This is a genomic window from Bacillus sp. YBsi01 (assembly GCF_038406745.1).
In the GTDB taxonomy this organism is placed as follows: Bacteria; Bacillota; Bacilli; order Bacillales; family Bacillaceae; genus Bacillus; species Bacillus siamensis.
Map to the genome: position 1 here is coordinate 270,570 of NZ_CP151679.1, position 12,552 is coordinate 283,121.

18 protein-coding genes and 1 pseudogene are annotated in these 12,552 nt (G+C 46.2%); 9 read left to right on the forward strand and 10 right to left on the reverse strand.

The features are described from left to right. Nucleotide 1 precedes the first annotated feature (1 nt). The 3 genes from thiD to AADZ70_RS01490 all read left to right on the forward strand — a co-directional run bounded on the left by thiD (nt 2) and on the right by AADZ70_RS01490 (nt 2,399). Complete coding sequence (thiD, locus tag AADZ70_RS01480) at nt 2-814, forward strand: bifunctional hydroxymethylpyrimidine kinase/phosphomethylpyrimidine kinase (RefSeq protein ID WP_064777841.1); 813 nt, start codon at nt 2-4, stop codon at nt 812-814. 129 nt (nt 815-943) lie between these two features. Beyond that, on the forward strand, nt 944-1,720 hold the full coding sequence (gene fabI, locus AADZ70_RS01485) for an enoyl-ACP reductase FabI (protein ID WP_013351851.1): 777 nt from the start codon (nt 944-946) through the stop codon (nt 1,718-1,720). Nucleotides 1,721-1,817: 97 nt separating this feature from the next. Next, entirely contained in the window at nt 1,818-2,399 is a 582-nt protein-coding gene (locus tag AADZ70_RS01490) for a CotO family spore coat protein (protein WP_064777842.1), read from the forward strand. 57 nt (nt 2,400-2,456) lie between these two features. Here AADZ70_RS01490 and cotZ read toward each other — a convergent pair whose 3' ends face one another. The 5 genes from cotZ to AADZ70_RS01515 form a co-directional block, all read right to left on the reverse strand. Further along, complete coding sequence (gene cotZ, locus AADZ70_RS01495) at nt 2,457-2,900, reverse strand: spore coat protein CotZ (protein ID WP_016938206.1); 444 nt, start codon at nt 2,898-2,900, stop codon at nt 2,457-2,459. A gap of 148 nt (nt 2,901-3,048) precedes the next feature. Beyond that, entirely contained in the window at nt 3,049-3,531 is a 483-nt protein-coding gene (gene cotY, locus AADZ70_RS01500; RefSeq protein ID WP_016938205.1) for a spore coat protein CotY, read from the reverse strand. A gap of 150 nt (nt 3,532-3,681) precedes the next feature. Beyond that, on the reverse strand, nt 3,682-4,182 hold the full coding sequence (gene cotX, locus AADZ70_RS01505) for a spore coat protein CotX (RefSeq protein WP_016938204.1): 501 nt from the start codon (nt 4,180-4,182) through the stop codon (nt 3,682-3,684). Nucleotides 4,183-4,274: 92 nt separating this feature from the next. After that, nucleotides 4,275-4,589 (reverse strand): hypothetical protein, encoded by a 315-nt coding sequence (locus AADZ70_RS01510; RefSeq protein WP_016938203.1) that lies wholly within the window; start codon nt 4,587-4,589, stop codon nt 4,275-4,277. A 40-nt stretch (nt 4,590-4,629) separates the two neighbouring features. After that, nucleotides 4,630-5,016: a spore coat protein gene (locus AADZ70_RS01515; protein ID WP_342007591.1), complete on the reverse strand. Its 387-nt coding sequence runs from the start codon at nt 5,014-5,016 to the stop codon at nt 4,630-4,632. Between the two features lie 170 nt (nt 5,017-5,186). On the opposite strand from AADZ70_RS01515, the gene AADZ70_RS01520 reads away from it, so the two are divergent. From AADZ70_RS01520 to AADZ70_RS01535, 4 genes and pseudogenes are all read left to right on the forward strand, one after another. Continuing rightward, nucleotides 5,187-5,543 carry a DUF1360 domain-containing protein gene (locus AADZ70_RS01520; protein ID WP_015388440.1) on the forward strand — a complete coding sequence of 119 codons (357 nt, stop codon included), beginning with the start codon at nt 5,187-5,189 and terminating at the stop codon, nt 5,541-5,543. Between the two features lie 288 nt (nt 5,544-5,831). Then, nucleotides 5,832-6,029 carry a hypothetical protein gene (locus AADZ70_RS01525; RefSeq protein WP_327813931.1) on the forward strand — a complete coding sequence of 66 codons (198 nt, stop codon included), beginning with the start codon at nt 5,832-5,834 and terminating at the stop codon, nt 6,027-6,029. Between the two features lie 143 nt (nt 6,030-6,172). After that, a pseudogene (locus AADZ70_RS01530) lies at nt 6,173-6,277 on the forward strand (YjcZ family sporulation protein); the annotation flags it as partial. Nucleotides 6,278-6,429: 152 nt separating this feature from the next. Further along, entirely contained in the window at nt 6,430-6,684 is a 255-nt protein-coding gene (locus tag AADZ70_RS01535) for a stage VI sporulation protein F (RefSeq protein WP_016938198.1), read from the forward strand. Nucleotides 6,685-6,750: 66 nt separating this feature from the next. Here the strand turns inward: AADZ70_RS01535 and AADZ70_RS01540 are convergent, their stop codons facing one another. Next, nucleotides 6,751-9,036, reverse strand: coding sequence for an ATP-dependent helicase (locus AADZ70_RS01540; protein WP_099745148.1), 2,286 nt, complete (start codon nt 9,034-9,036; stop codon nt 6,751-6,753). 120 nt (nt 9,037-9,156) lie between these two features. On the opposite strand from AADZ70_RS01540, the gene AADZ70_RS01545 reads away from it, so the two are divergent. Together AADZ70_RS01545 and bla are read left to right on the forward strand one after the other, a co-directional pair. Continuing rightward, complete coding sequence (locus tag AADZ70_RS01545; protein ID WP_342007592.1) at nt 9,157-9,411, forward strand: hypothetical protein; 255 nt, start codon at nt 9,157-9,159, stop codon at nt 9,409-9,411. Between the two features lie 67 nt (nt 9,412-9,478). Further along, nucleotides 9,479-10,231, forward strand: coding sequence for a subclass B1 metallo-beta-lactamase (gene bla, locus AADZ70_RS01550; RefSeq protein ID WP_342007593.1), 753 nt, complete (start codon nt 9,479-9,481; stop codon nt 10,229-10,231). Between the two features lie 38 nt (nt 10,232-10,269). On the opposite strand, the gene AADZ70_RS01555 is transcribed toward bla, so the two are convergent. The 4 genes from AADZ70_RS01555 to AADZ70_RS01570 all read right to left on the reverse strand — a co-directional run bounded on the left by AADZ70_RS01555 (nt 10,270) and on the right by AADZ70_RS01570 (nt 12,548). Next, entirely contained in the window at nt 10,270-10,992 is a 723-nt protein-coding gene (locus tag AADZ70_RS01555) for an ABC transporter permease (RefSeq protein ID WP_342007594.1), read from the reverse strand. After that, complete coding sequence (locus tag AADZ70_RS01560) at nt 10,985-11,722, reverse strand: ABC transporter ATP-binding protein (RefSeq protein ID WP_064777848.1); 738 nt, start codon at nt 11,720-11,722, stop codon at nt 10,985-10,987. Before AADZ70_RS01560 ends, AADZ70_RS01555 begins: the two co-directional genes overlap by 8 nt. After that, on the reverse strand, nt 11,723-11,956 hold the full coding sequence (locus AADZ70_RS01565; RefSeq protein ID WP_016938192.1) for an AbrB/MazE/SpoVT family DNA-binding domain-containing protein: 234 nt from the start codon (nt 11,954-11,956) through the stop codon (nt 11,723-11,725). A 163-nt stretch (nt 11,957-12,119) separates the two neighbouring features. Further along, on the reverse strand, nt 12,120-12,548 hold the full coding sequence (locus tag AADZ70_RS01570) for a GNAT family N-acetyltransferase (protein WP_342007595.1): 429 nt from the start codon (nt 12,546-12,548) through the stop codon (nt 12,120-12,122). Nucleotides 12,549-12,552 lie beyond the last annotated feature (4 nt).

A 12,552-nucleotide genomic window follows, 5' to 3' on the forward strand; every position in this document is an offset into this window, starting at 1 on the left:
CATGAGCATTTGCAAAGCATTGACGATTGCCGGGTCAGATTCAGGAGGAGGGGCCGGTATACAGGCGGACCTGAAAACTTTTCAGGAGCTCGGCGTCTTCGGGATGTCAGCCATTACAGCAGTAACCGCTCAGAATACATTGGGCGTTCACGGCATCTACCCGCTCACCCGGGAAGCGCTCGGCAGCCAGATCGACGCGGTAGCGGAAGATCTGCGGCCTGACGCGATAAAAACGGGAATGCTGTGGAGCGCGGAGATGATTGCGGAAATTGTGCAAAAAATGGATCAGTACAGACTGGAGCATCTCATCACCGATCCCGTCATGATTGCCAAAGGAGGCGCATCCCTGCTGCGTGAGGAAGCACAGGCCGCGTTAAAAGAGCTGTTAATTCCGCGCAGTTATGCGATTACGCCGAATGTTCCGGAAGCTGAGGCATTGACCGGAATGGAAATCCGTACGTTTGAAGACCGGAAAAAAGCGGCCGAACGCCTTTGCCAGCTTGGCGCAAAGAACGTCATCATAAAAGGCGGACACCAGCCTGAACAGGGGAAAATCGTTGATTTATTATTTGACGGTTCATCATTTACCGGAATCAGTCACGCCTATATTGATACGAAACACACCCACGGAACGGGCTGTACATTTGCGGCTGCGCTGACGGCGGAAACCGCAAAAGGAAAACATATTCAAGCCGCGTTTGAGACAGCTGCCAACTTTGTGCGTGAAGCCGTGGAACATACGCTCGGCATCGGAGCTGGACACGGGCCGACAAATCATTTTGCCTATAAAAGAAACAGCCTGCAGACGAGATAAAAAGAGACCGCTTCAACACCCCGCGGTCTTTTTCCCATGCTTTTAATCTGGACAAGGTTATGATATGATAAAAATTAAGATCAGGTACTAAATTATGTCTTTAAGACGATTACAGGAGGCTTTATACATATGAATTTCTCACTAGAAGGCCGCAACATCGTGGTGATGGGCGTTGCCAATAAACGCAGTATCGCCTGGGGAATCGCCCGCTCGCTTCATGAAGCCGGAGCGCGCCTCATTTTCACTTACGCAGGGGAGCGATTGGAAAAATCAGTTCATGACCTTGCGGCTACATTAGAAAGAAATGATTCTCTCATCCTTCCGTGTGATGTGACAAATGACGCTGAGATCGAAACTTGCTTTGCGAGCATTAAAGAGCAGGTCGGTGTGATTCACGGCATTGCGCACTGCATCGCGTTTGCAAACAAAGAGGAGCTTGTCGGTGAATATTTAAATACGAACCGTGAGGGATTCCTGCTTGCGCATAACATCAGTTCTTACTCTCTGACAGCGGTCGCAAAAGCGGCTCGTCCGATCATGACTGAAGGCGGCAGCATCGTCACACTCACATACCTCGGCGGCGAGCGCGTCGTTTCAAACTATAACGTAATGGGTGTTGCAAAAGCGTCTCTTGATGCAAGTGTCAGATATTTAGCGGCTGACTTAGGAAAAGAAAACATCCGCGTCAACAGCATTTCAGCAGGACCGATCCGCACGCTTTCTGCAAAAGGAATCAGTGATTTCAATTCTATCCTGAAGGAAATCGAAGAGCGCGCGCCGCTGCGCCGCACGACAACACCTGAAGAAGTGGGTGACACGGCCGCATTCTTGTTCAGTGATCTGTCAAGAGGCATCACGGGCGAAAATCTTCACGTTGATTCCGGTTTCCATATTACCGCACGTTAATTGACAAGCAGTCCCTTTTTAGGGATTGCTTTTTCTTTCTTCTGATTTTAATCATTCCGTCATATAGATAAAACATGACAGAATCGGAGGGATGAAGATGTCAAAACAAAACAGAAACGCGGACAAAAAACCGCTCATGTATATTGTGCAGCCGGATTATTCAGACACGCAATCATCAATGCAGGATATATTAATCAAAAGGAAAACACCTCAGCCGCCTATAGAAGAGCCTGCGCAAGGAAGACAGGAGGAAAAAAGTAAGACTCAGCCTGTCGAAGCAGCGCCTGCCGAACCAGAAAAGCAGACACCTGAACAGCACAGCCGAACAGAGGAAGCCGCACAAGAAATTCCGGCGCAAGTGCAGGATGCTGCTGAGCCCGACGCCGCAGAAAAAGAGCCTGAAGCGGTTCACAATGACGCCTCGGAGGAGAGGGTCCCGCCAAAGCGCGTGAAAAAGCCGATGAGCAGAATGTCCATTCTTGAAAAAATTGATTTCTTAACGAAACTGCCGCATAATATGCCCCGGGCGCTTTGTTTGATAGAAGCCAACGGGAAAACTTACAGAGGCGTAATCGTCGGCAGAAAAAATGATGCCATCTATTTGAGGACGACGAGCAACGGTGCGCCTGCTGAGCTTGCCATCAGCGATATCACCTCGCTGCATCCGCTCGGTTTTTAACCATACAAAAAGCTGCCTGAATTCTTTACTCCGGCAGCTTATTTTTATGCTTTTCGGTTAAGAATGTGTGCGGTTCAGCAATCTCGGGCTAAGGCAATTGATGGCGCAGAAGCTGTGAAGATCGACTTCAACGCAATAGTTTGTTTTTTCTAAACGGAATACATCACAGACAGAATCTTTATCTGTAAAATCAAGGATGTGCTTATGTTCGTCAAAAGCAATAAGCAGGCTTAATGTGGCACAGCCGTCACAGACTCTTTCAACTCTGAAAAAAAGAGTATTAAAGCACGGACCGTTATCCAGCTCGCCGACATTTCCGAAAGCGATAAACGGCGATGATTTAGAAGTGAAAAGCACAAACGGCACTGTATCGCCTAATGAAAAACCCGGCGATAAAAGGTTGGAATAGCATCCGGCCGGGCAATCTTCCTCAACCGCATTTTGCAGGTCCTCAATATTTTCCACCGCTTCACGCACACAGTATGTTGTATTCTTGCTCATAATTTCCCTCCTGACTTCACGTTTTAAATGGCACCGGATTAAACGATATCGGAGAGTCAGCCGCCCGGGCGTCCGGGCGGGCTGATGATTGCATCTGTAATAGAAAGTTGGAAGGGGATTCCTCTTTAGAAAAGATGCGAATCAATGACTATCCGTGATGCTTTTTCTCTTTGTGCGGCTCAGGCCGGTCGACAAGTTCGGGTGAAAGGCATTGAATGGCGCTGAAGCAGCTCAGATCAACTTCAATGCAAAAATCTGTTTTTTCTAAACCGAAGAAATCCGGATCACAAGGATGGCAGACGCTGAGGGTGTCGCCGTGCACATCTACGGGGCGCAGTATTGAAAGCGTCGCGCAGCAATCGCAAACTCTTTCTGCCCGGAAGAAAATAGACTCGAAACACTGGCTGTCATCCGCAAATCCTCCGACGTTCCCGAATGTGGAGAACAAACCGCCTTTTTTATCAAACAAGAGAAACGGGATGGTATCTTTACCGGTAACCGTCGGGCTTAACAGATTGGTATAGCATCCAGTCGGGCATTGTTCTTCAACAGCCTCTTGTTCTGCTAAAATCTTCTCGACTGCATCGCATACACAATTTTCATCTCGGCCATGGTGTTTTCCGCAGCTCATGGATTTCAGCTCCTTCTTTTAGGGTATTTGACTTTTGTCTTTAACAACATATGTACGCGAGCCTCACTTGGTGTGGGTGAACGTCTATATATTCATCATATGCGGAGAAAATAAGAAAAAGCAGAGCGTTTTTTAGCTCTGCTTTTCTTTTTAGAGGACGAGAGTGATGACTAAGATGGCAACCAGTGTATTTGTCGCTGTTGAGATCAGCGTTGCGATATCGGCATCTACTGTTGTCACGTTTACGCCGCGGGAGTTTTCGATGAGTAATTTTTGGCGGTTGATTTGTTTGTTAGCTGTCAGCTGCAGTAAGTCTTGTGCGACCAATTCAGCGATGACTCCGTCAGCGATTGAAGTGAGAGTAGCCGTTACGACTGCTGCATTAAGCGCTGTTACAACGGAAGTGACTGCCTGAACGTCTGTCGATGTCACGTTAATGTCGCAAGAATCTCTGATAATAATCGCTTCTTCAGAAACTTGTTTGTTGATGTTCGCTTGGGCCAGGTCTTGGTCAAGGAAGGCGTTATCTTCGCCGAATCCGTTTCCGTTACAGCAAACACTGCATCTTCTGCCTTCTTTTTCTTCTTTTTCTTCTCGCGGATGTTCGCATTCAGGATCAAGTGCAACCCAAGAGTATGGTCTGCTTTCCATATCTATTCCTCCTTTTCTTTTACTATTATTAAATGAGCCGGCCCCTTACTTTGACTCAGGCATATATCCTGATAAAAATCACTATTTTTTAGTTATTGACCGGGATTTTGGCGTCTTTGCCGGAGCTGTTCGATTAATTGTTCTCTGCGGGTTTGCGGAGTTTTCTGCTGCTCTTGTGCTTTTTCCTGCTCTTTTTTCTGTTTCTGGCTTTCAAGAAAAGCTTCTGATTTCGCTTGCATGTCTTTGACTAAAGCGATCAGCATTTCTTTTTCTTCGTCAGGTATTTCCCGTAATTTATCTTTTGTTACGCCGTGTTTTTTGAAGACATTACTGACAAGCACTTTTAAAAGCGGGTCCACTTCTGGTAGATTTTCGAGTTCTTTTTTGATTTTTTCGTTGTCTGCCATTTGTTCTCACCTCTATTTTTAAAAATTTGAATAGAAAGAGTTAAAGGATGTCTAGTTCAGCAAAAAGTACATTTAATAATTGAAACAAAATTTGTACAAAGGCCATGATATCGTCTGCTGCCAGTGTGATTTTGACATTGCGGCTGTTCAGAACTTGAATGACGGTCCTCTTTTTTATTTGGCAATCATCCAGGATCAGCAGTTCGGTTACCATTTGGTCGGCTGTGTCTTCATCTGCGATCACGAGCTGTGTCGCGAGGATAATCGCCGCAGTAACTGAGGCTTGTATAGAAAGAGCGGCCGTTATATGTGTTGTATCTACTGTGACATTTTCGCAATCAATCACTTCGATCTTCTGCTCGAATTCGTTGGATAATTGTTCGAATATTTGCGGTTGCAGTGTTTCAACATTTTCTTCAAACGACATAACCTTCACTCCTTTCTCATTCATACTTTATATAATGCAAATGAAACGCCGAGCGGAATAAGAAAAACAACTAAACCGCACCTATTTTTTTCCCGGACAAGGTGCGATTCATGAAGAACAGGGTTTTCGCATATATATTATGAGGTCAAGTTTTAAAAAGGAGTGAACAGGTGGTTATCAATTGGCTTTCATTTATTCTGTTATCGTTTGCCGTTTTTCGGCTGGCCAGGCTTTTCGTATTTGACACCATAATGGCGCCGCTCCGGAGCCTTTTTCACGAGGAAAAAACAGAAACCGCACCAGACGGCACGACAGAAACCTATATTGTCATAAAAGGAAAAGGCATCAGGGCTTTTATCGGTGAACTGCTCAGCTGTTACTGGTGTACGGGCGTATGGTGCGCCGCCTTTTTAATTGCGGCGCAGATTGTGATTCCCGAGGCTGCGCAATGGCTGATTTTACTTTTAGCCATAGCCGGGGCGGCGGGGATCATTGAAGCTGCGGTTTCGCGTCTTCTTCAGGAATAAGGCGGTTCCATCAGCAACTTACCATTATTTTCTGCATAAAATGGTATATATGACATAAGGAAAGGAAGGATCAACATGAATCAATCAAGCAAACCTTCCCAAAAAACTCCATACAAATCCACTGAGTACCAGCCTTACGAAAAAAAAATTAAAAAGAAAGGCTGCGGCTGCGGCCAAAAGAAAAAACCGAGATAGCCGTTTTCTAAAAAAACCGGGGATTCCGGTTTTTTTGTTTTTTTGCCGAACACCGGTCCCTGTTCCGCATAGATCATAGGAGGAGGGGATGTTATGAATATATTTGAATCGTTGATCAATGGAAAATACCGCAGACACAATCAAAATCAGCGGGAGCATAACAAACATATCTTATCTATTGAAAAGCAGCTGTCAGAGTTTGATGAAGCCGGTTTGCGCTTCGAGGAATGGATAGATGTGTTTGCCGCTGAAACCGAAGCCAAACTGAAGAAAAATGAGCATTCTCAATAAAATGAAATGAAATCCGCACCGGCCCTATGCATTTATCCAAGCCAAACAAGTCTCATCACATAGAGTATAGAGAGTAAAGGAGGTGCTTAAGTATGGGATTCGGATATGGCGGATTCGGAGGCGGCTACGGCTACGGCTGCGGCGGATACGGTGGCGGCTATGTCGGAGGCGGTTACGGCTCAACATTTGTTCTTGTTGTCGTATTGTTCATCCTCTTGATCATTGTCGGTGCATCCTTTTTCGGCTAAACCTTAGCTAGACCCAGGATAAGCGCGGGATCGTTCCCGTGCTTGCCTGATGTATGAAAACGGGGTATGCGGAATTTCCCGTTGTCTTACGGGCACATGTTCCGCCCTTTGTTCATACAATATCGTATTACTCCACAAAAAGGAGGCACAACATGGATAATCAATTTTTTAAAAATATTGAGAAGAAAACAGGCGTCAGCATGAAGGATGTCATGAACCTCGCGGGATCATTGCAAAATGCAAATTTCAAAGATGAAAACACGGTGAGAGGTGTCATTCAGAAGGTATCCCAGCTGGCTAACAAACGTGTACCGAAAGAATTGGAAGACAAAATCGTTCAATCGATTACAAGCGGTAAAGAGAAACTTGATTTTGGCACCATTTCTAAAATGATGGACAAAAAATAGGCGTCAGCCGGCCTTATTGAAGGCCTTTTTATGTGAGAAGAACCCGGCAGTGATCTGCCGGGCTCTTTATATTCTGAGTGCGCTCCGTCTGTCCGTCCGAAGAAGAGGCTCGAGAAATCTTGAACTGCGCGCTGTTTTCCCCCGTCTGTTCGCGGGACATGATACATATAAATGCTGCATGGCCCTTGTCATTGCGACGTACAGAAGCCGTCTTTCTTCTTCGAGCGGAGCGGGATCGCCCTGTCTCGCCGTCTCAAGCGCGAAGTCATGGGGGATCGAGCCGTCAGCCGCGCCTAAAATATAGACCGTATTGAATTCAAGACCTTTTGAGCGGTGAATGGTCATCAGTTCGACGCCGTTTTCATCGGTTTTCAGATTCTCGGCGGCGCGCATATGATCGACATGCGCAAGAAAATCCGGAATGGTTTTAAATTTTTTGGCGGCCACTTTGACATCCCGGAGATCATCAGAGCCTTTTTCCAGCTTGTTTCCTTCATTGCCCCGTTTTTTTAAATACTCGGAAAAGCCCATTTTGCTTTCGGCGAAGGTGATGGCTTCAACAGGCTTCATTGTCCGGATGCTGGCGAAAAACGGAACGATCTGCTTGATTTTCCCTATTTGAAACGGCTTCAGGTCAGGAAGTTTCGTCAGCGCCTTAATCATCGTGCAATCTTCTGTGATTGACAGCGCCTTTAGCGTTTGCAGGGCGGATTGCTTTAAAAATAAGGCCGGAAGCAGATCTTTCACTGCATCCGTATCATCCTCGTTCTGGCTCGCGTATAAGTAGGCGAGGATCTGCCGGACGATTCTGCGGCTGTAAAACGTCTGCACGCCCCTGTCGGCATGGTAAGGGATTGATGATTGATGCAGTCTTTCATAAATGGCCCGCCCGGCGCTGTTTGTCCGGTAAAGCACGGCAAAATCGCCAGGGCTCGCCCCGTTTTGAATTTTCTCTTTTATATCCGAAACGATCATGGTTGCTTCTTCTTCCTCATCGTAAGGATAAAACATCACGGGATCGTGAGCGCTGTCTTTGACGGCAGAAAGTGTTTTTTCATACCGTTTTTTATTTTTCTTTACGACGGTATGAGCACTTGAGACAATCGGATGCGGCGAGCGGTAATTTGCCGTTAAGTAAATGGTTGTTGCTGCCGGATAGTCTTTCTGAAAATCAAGGATGAAAGACGGGCTGCTTCCGCGGAACGCATAAATGGATTGGTCGTCATCCCCCACGCAGCACAGGTTATTCTCTGGGCTTGCGATCAGCTGCATAATTTTATACTGTACAGGATTAATATCTTGAAACTCATCAATCAAAATATGAGAAAATCTGTTTTGATACTGTGCGAGAATATCAGGCCGGCTTTTTAACAGCTCATAACAGCCTTGGGCCATGTCATCAAAATCAAACTGGCGATTTTCCCGTTTTTGCCGTTCATAATGTTCATAGAGCCTGTATACTTTTTTCTCCCAGTCATCCGCAAGCGGAATTGTCTCATGGGGGAGGTACGTGTTTTTCCAGCAGCCGATAAGCTGAAGCGCCTGGTCGACGGGAAACTCTTTTTCATCCAAATGTTCTTCATAGAGCGCCTTTTTCACATATTGCTCTCTTTGCCATTCCATTTTTAGAAGCTGGCTGCCGTTCCATTTTGAAGAATCAAAATGATAGAGTATTTTATAGAAAAAGCTGTGGAATGTTCCCGTCACGAGACGGGAGACTTTGCCGGCTGCCAGCCCGTATTCAGTCGCCATCCGCTCTTTCATTTCGGCGACGGCTTTTGTCGTAAAGGTCACAAGCAGCATGTTCTCAGGTGAAATGCCGAGATGTTCAATCATATGGGCGGCGCGGGCTGTCAGCACCCTCGTTTTTCCGCTTCCCGCTCCGGCGAGCACCAGCAGGGGCCCGTCGGTTTCTGTGACTGCCCGCATCTGTTCACGGTTCAGTCCGATACCGGGAAACAGCGATGTATCAGCTGCTTCAGATATTGGTGAAAACGGCTCGGCTGCAGGCACTTTTTTCGGGCTTTTCCATTCTGAGACGATTGGTTTCGGATTCTCTGAAATCGCTTTTCCTTTCGGCAGACGGAACATGCCGGCTTCCTTATACTCTTCCTTTTCCTTCTCCGCTTTTGGCTCCTTGGCCGCGCATGCTTTTTCACAAGCGGTAAAGTCTCCCTTTTGCCGGTGATAAAACGCCGGCTTCTCTAAAATCGAAAGCCGCATGAAGACGGGCTGGTCACAATGTGCGCAAAAAATATTTCCTTTCTGAGCTTCTTCAAAAAGGAATTGGTAATGTTCTCTAGAATATGTATGTAAATGTATCGTTCGGTTATTCAGTCGGGCGCATTTCAAAAAGGGGTCCTCCCATTAAAAGGTGTTCATCCATTTGATAGACAAAGAATATCATAACAAAAGAACCGCGTTTCAAAAAGTAAGATTAAGGGAAATGAAAAGCGAAGGGGAGGGGTACATATGATTTATGCAGGACGGATTCAAAACCAGCAGTATACTCAATACGCAAACCGGATAGCGGGTTATAGGCCTGATTACGCCGGCATTACGAAAGCGGCCGCCCTCGCCAATGACAGGAGGTACAGAGAGGTGGAGCGCCGCCAGGAAAACACCGCAGCCGCAGAAAAGAACGTACATGAGGAAAAACGTAAGCGCTCTCTTTCCCGTCTGCCGCAAATTATGGGAAAAGGCCGATTGATTAATCAATACGTGTGAAAAACCCGGAAAATATCCGGGTTTTTTTGAGTCGTATATATAAAAGGTGAAGAAGGAGATGATTTTTTTGAGAAGGTTTACATTATTCATCGCGGGGTTATTTTTATTCAGCCTCTTTATTGCCGGAATGAAACCGGCGCACGCAGAGGCGGGCTCCGCAGCAAAAGATGTCACTCTCACACAGCTGGCGCCGCATGTTTGGATGCATACAAGCACCGGCATGGCAGACGGAAGTCCCGTCCCTGCGAACGGATTGCTCCTTGAGACATCCAAAGGAATCGTACTGATTGATACGCCATGGAATGACAGTCTCACAGAGCAATTAATGACAAAAATAAAACAGCAGTTTCCCGGTAAAAAGATGACCGATGCCATTGTGACACACGCCCATGACGATCGCATCGGCGGGCTGAACACCCTGTATACATACGGCGTAAAGGTGCACAGCACGAAGCTGACAGCCGACTTCGCCCGGCAGCAGGGATATGACCGGCCGCTCGGAGATTTGAAAAACGTGACCAAGCTGCAGTTTGGCGATATGAAAGTTGAAACGTTTTATCCGGGGAAAGGGCACACGGAAGACAATATGACTGTCTGGCTGCCTCAGGATAAGCTCTTATTCGGCGGATGTTTAATCAAGTCTTTAGAAACAAAGGAAATCGTGCCTACTCCTGGGTTTTACCCGGACCACTGGCCGCGAGCCGTCCGCAAAGTGATGAAAAGATATCAAGACATCAGCATTGTCGTTCCGGGCCATGGCAGTCCGGGGGATGACCGTCTGCTGCCTCATACGATAAGTCTCCTGAAAGAAAAGCAATAAAGAAGACCGGCGCTCCCATTACGGAGTGCCGGCTTTTTTTATCTCTTCCTGATTTTTATAAAACTGAGGAAAGCAAGTGCAAGCGCCAAAACGGCATATCCCGCTATCGGCCAAACATGCTGATGAAATGAAGAATAATCTCCGGAGATGACTTCCTGGGCCAGCTCGATCGAGTGGATAAACGGCAAGGCATAAGCGATATGTTTGAACGTCTCACCGAGCAGATTGACATCCATCCAAGCTCCGCCCAGAAATTGTACGAGTGTTATATAAATCGTTCCGATACCCGAAATTTGTTTGTCCGTAAACACAGCACCTAAACATAAACCGAAGAAAACAGACATCATCGCAATCGGCAGCAGTACAGCGATACCGGCGAGAAGATTGATCCATTCGGCTGATAAACCGGCCGCCGCTGCTGCGGTAAAACAAATGACAATTTGTAAAACGGCTAAGGGCAGCATCGGCAGTGTATAACCGACAACATAATCGGCTGTTTTTAAAGGGGAAGCAAACAAACGGGTCAGAAGAGCGGTCTGTTTGTCTTTTGCGATCAGCAATGCAGAGAACATCGTAAGGAAAGCAAAGCCGAAAACAATGAGTCCGGGTGCTAAATGCTGGACTTTAAAGGTGTCAAGCGGCGCATTTTTCTCAATCGCCGTAAACAGTAACAATAGAATAACAGGCAGTGCGATTCCAAGGATGATAGATAGGGGATCACGAAAAATCTCTTTGCGGTTGCGTATGGCGAAATCAAGCATAAAGACCCGCCTCCCCGTCACAAATCGCTAAAAAGGCATCTTCAAATGTGGCTGAATGAGTTTGCTTTTTCAGAGCCTCTGCCGTACCCAGTGCTTTTAATGTCCCATTTTCTAAAATGCAAATACGGTCTGCCAGGGCTTCGGCCTCTTCTAAATAGTGTGTCGTTAAAATAATCGTCATGTCTCCCTTTAATGCCTCAAGATTTTTCCACAACTCGCGGCGTGAACGGACGTCCAGCCCTAATGTCGGCTCATCTAAGAAATAAATATCCGGCTTTGTAATCATACCCATGGCGATGCTGAGCCGGCGCTGCATTCCGCCTGATAATGTTTTTGTTTTTGCTCTTTCTTTCTCTTTTAATTGAAACAATTCGAGCATCTCATCCGTTCTTTTTTTTCCTTCTTTTTTGGAAATTCCATAGACTCCGGCTATAAACTCTAAGTTTTCCCGCACGGTTAAATGAGGGGCAATGGCTGTTTCCTGCGGAGAAATATTCATTTTCGGTTTAATTTTATCCAAATCAGTCAAAATGCTGAAGCCGAGCACTGATGCATCACCTTCATCCGGAGAAAGGAGGCCGCAAAGCATGCTGATTAATGTCGTTTTTCCGGCTCCATTCTCACCGAGTAAAGCGAAAAATTCTCCTTTTTCAACTGAAAAATCAAGGCGGTCAACGGCGGCGGTTTCTTTATAATGTTTCGTTAATTGCTTCAGCTCAATCGCGTGCATTTACTCATCCTCGCCATCTGCGTCAATTTGCTTAGCGTTTAAAATATCTTTTGCAAACTCGAAAAAGAGTTCTTGTTTTACAAGTGCGATACCCTGCTGGTCATCCCCGAGCATAAGCAGTGAGTCCCCGGGATTTATATCAAAAACATCTCTTGCTTCTTTAGGAATGACAATCTGGCCTTTTGTGCCAACTTTAACGGTCCCGAATATATGCTTTCCTTTAGGTGCTGTCATGTGTATCCCTCCGTTGTGTGAATTGTATTTTTTGTATGAATTGTAATACTTCGTATACTAAACATACATCAACCTTCCATAAAATTCAATTAAATTCATGAAAAAGTAATATTTTCATAAAAAAAGCACTCCTGCCATATCAACAGAAGTGCTTTTGATTTTATCATTTGTGTTCCTTTATCATTTCCAGGTGGGGGATGCCGGCATCAAGAAATTCTTCGCCGGATGTGACGCGGTACCCTTGTTTTTCATAAAACGGAACCGCCTGCGTCTGCGCATGTAAGATAAAGCTGCCGGCGCCCTGGGCGGCCGCCGCTTTTTCAAGCGCCTGCATCATGATGGCTCCGACACCGAGAGAGCGGTGGCTTTTCATCACGCAGATACGCTCTAATTTTCCGCGCCCGTCTTTCAAGCGCCATCTGCCGGCTCCGACCGGCTGACCGCCGTCATAAATGACAATATGCTCTGACGCGTCTTCGAATTGATCAATTTCCTCTTCTTCCGGAACGTGCTGCTCTTTAACAAAGACCTCTTTTCTGACGAAAAAAGCGTCGTTCAGATGTTTTTCAGTTTTTGCAACGATGGCTTCCAAACAG

Coding starts and splice junctions, on each gene's coding strand:
- AADZ70_RS01535 (WP_016938198.1), top strand. CDS start 6,430: ATGGATAATCAATTTTTTAAAAATATTGAGAAGAAAACAGGCGTCAGC.
- thiD (WP_064777841.1), top strand. CDS start 2: ATGAGCATTTGCAAAGCATTGACGATTGCCGGGTCAGATTCAGGAGGA.
- AADZ70_RS01515 (WP_342007591.1), bottom strand. CDS start 5,016: ATGTCGTTTGAAGAAAATGTTGAAACACTGCAACCGCAAATATTCGAA.
- AADZ70_RS01510 (WP_016938203.1), bottom strand. CDS start 4,589: ATGGCAGACAACGAAAAAATCAAAAAAGAACTCGAAAATCTACCAGAA.
- cotZ (WP_016938206.1), bottom strand. CDS start 2,900: ATGAGCAAGAATACAACATACTGTGTGCGTGAAGCGGTGGAAAATATT.
- AADZ70_RS01555 (WP_342007594.1), bottom strand. CDS start 10,992: ATGCTTGATTTCGCCATACGCAACCGCAAAGAGATTTTTCGTGATCCC.
- AADZ70_RS01525 (WP_327813931.1), top strand. CDS start 5,832: ATGAATATATTTGAATCGTTGATCAATGGAAAATACCGCAGACACAAT.
- AADZ70_RS01545 (WP_342007592.1), top strand. CDS start 9,157: ATGATTTATGCAGGACGGATTCAAAACCAGCAGTATACTCAATACGCA.
- fabI (WP_013351851.1), top strand. CDS start 944: ATGAATTTCTCACTAGAAGGCCGCAACATCGTGGTGATGGGCGTTGCC.
- AADZ70_RS01565 (WP_016938192.1), bottom strand. CDS start 11,956: ATGACAGCACCTAAAGGAAAGCATATATTCGGGACCGTTAAAGTTGGC.
- AADZ70_RS01490 (WP_064777842.1), top strand. CDS start 1,818: ATGTCAAAACAAAACAGAAACGCGGACAAAAAACCGCTCATGTATATT.
- cotX (WP_016938204.1), bottom strand. CDS start 4,182: ATGGAAAGCAGACCATACTCTTGGGTTGCACTTGATCCTGAATGCGAA.
- AADZ70_RS01560 (WP_064777848.1), bottom strand. CDS start 11,722: ATGCACGCGATTGAGCTGAAGCAATTAACGAAACATTATAAAGAAACC.
- cotY (WP_016938205.1), bottom strand. CDS start 3,531: ATGAGCTGCGGAAAACACCATGGCCGAGATGAAAATTGTGTATGCGAT.